General features: G+C 48.7%; 1 protein-coding gene. It reads left to right on the top strand.

Annotated elements, in window-relative coordinates; genetic code table 11:
• Positions 1-1,962: beta strand repeat-containing protein (locus AC1RR2_RS20860; RefSeq protein ID WP_493224212.1), on the top strand; the 1,962-nt coding region annotated here is incomplete at both ends.

The following is a 1,962-nucleotide window of genomic DNA, read 5'->3' as shown; positions in this document are numbered from 1 at the left end:
CAAGTTACTTTCAGCGAGCCAGTGACTGGTTTTGCTCTGAGCGATTTGACTGTGACTGGTGGCGTTGCAGGCAGCTTAGTAGCAGTGAGCTCTACGGTCTACACCTTCAGCGTTGCGGTTGATCAGAACTCGACAACGCCAGTTGGCGTGACAGTCAATGCAAGTGCAGTGATTGATTTGGCAGGTAACAATTCAACCGTATCGAACACAACTTCACATACTGTTGACACAACCAACCCAACTTTGACTATTACTGACATAGTTCCAGGTACTGCCAATATCGCTACTGGCGATATCACTTACACATTCAACTTCAGCGAATCCGTATCAGGTTTCGATGCTTCTGATGTGACAGTGACTAACGGTACTAAGGGCACGTTCACTCAATTGACATTGTCTAGCTACACATTGGTGGTAACGCCAGCAGCAGGCTTTGAAGGTAACATGACAGTATCAGTCGCTGCTTCTGCTGCGAATGACCTGAACGGCAATACTAGTGTTGCTGCGACCGACAACGTACAAGCTGTTGATACATTGCGTCCAACTATCACGATCGCAACACCGATTGCTGGTGATGGCTTGATCAATGCAGCCGAAGACAACACAGTCACTATCGCTGGTTCAGCGACTGGCGCAGTTGGCCAAACAGTCACTGTGACAGTATCTGACGGCGTGAACCCATCCGTATCTGGCACAGCAACTGTGTTGGCTAACGGCACATGGTCTAGCACCACAATGGACGTCAGCGGCCTGAACAACGGTACTTTGACATTCACAGCAGCTGTATCTGACGTGGCTGGCAATGCAGCATCCCCAGCGGGTTCTGCAACTGCCACATTGGACAACGTGGCTCCAACAGCAGTTATCACAGATAACAAAGCGGGTATCTTGTTTGATGGTGACAATGTTGTGACTTACACCGTGACCTTCAATGAGCCAGTAACAGGCTTTACTGTCGGCGATCTGAATGTAACTGCTGGCGGTAGTATTGTTGGTGGTAGCTTCACTCAATTGAGTTCTACGCAATATACAGTTCAAGTTTTGGCTAACGACAATTCGACAACGAATATTGCCCTCAATTTCGCTGCTGGTTCTGCGTTTGACTTGGCGGGTAACGGTAATGCCTTGGTAGTAGCTGATAATTCACAAACTGTGGATACAGAAAACCCAACAGTCACATCGTTCACAGATGACCAAATCTCATGGGTTAATTTGGCAGACGGCGTTGTTCGATATACGGTCACTTTCAGCGAAGCAATGAACGGTCGCGTGGATACTGATTTCGTGGTGACTGGTGGCGTTGTTTCTAACTTCACGAATGACTCCGCAACCAGCACTTTCTTCGATGTGACACCGCCAGCAAACTCTACTACGCCTATCAGTGTCACTCTGCAATCTGGTACGCCAATTAGTGTGGGCTTAGGAAATGGTCAATTAACGGATCTCGCTGGTAACATTATCGTGGCAGATGCTTCACCAACAGGAAATCCGCAACCAGTGGACCTCACTCGCCCTGTTGTTGTCATTAACGACTTCGACGGTGCAGATGGCTTCTTGAACTCGACAGAAGACAACGCACTCACTATCACTGGTACTGCAACTGACACAGGCTCCGGCTTAGCAGGTCAGTTTATTACTGTGACTGTGACTGACGGTGTAATTTCTGTGAATCAAGTTGTCGCTGTGACAGCGGGCGCTTGGACAGCAAACTTCGGTAATCAATCCGCTACTTGGGCTAACAATGCAGCTCTGACAGTAACAGCGACAGTGTCTGATGTTGCTGCTAACCCAAGCTCTGCAGCAACTGGTACAACAAGCACTATCAACGACAAGGCAGTGGTTCCATTCACTGCTGCTGATATCGCTGGTGACAATCAGTTGAACCTGGCTGAGAAAAACCTCGGTGTAACAGTAACTGGTACGGTTGAAGCAGGCTCTACTGTGACGGTTGATGTGGGTGGC

This window comes from Undibacterium sp. GW821-FHT11H02, assembly GCF_058808015.1.
This window is presented reverse-complemented; position numbering and strand designations above follow the sequence as displayed.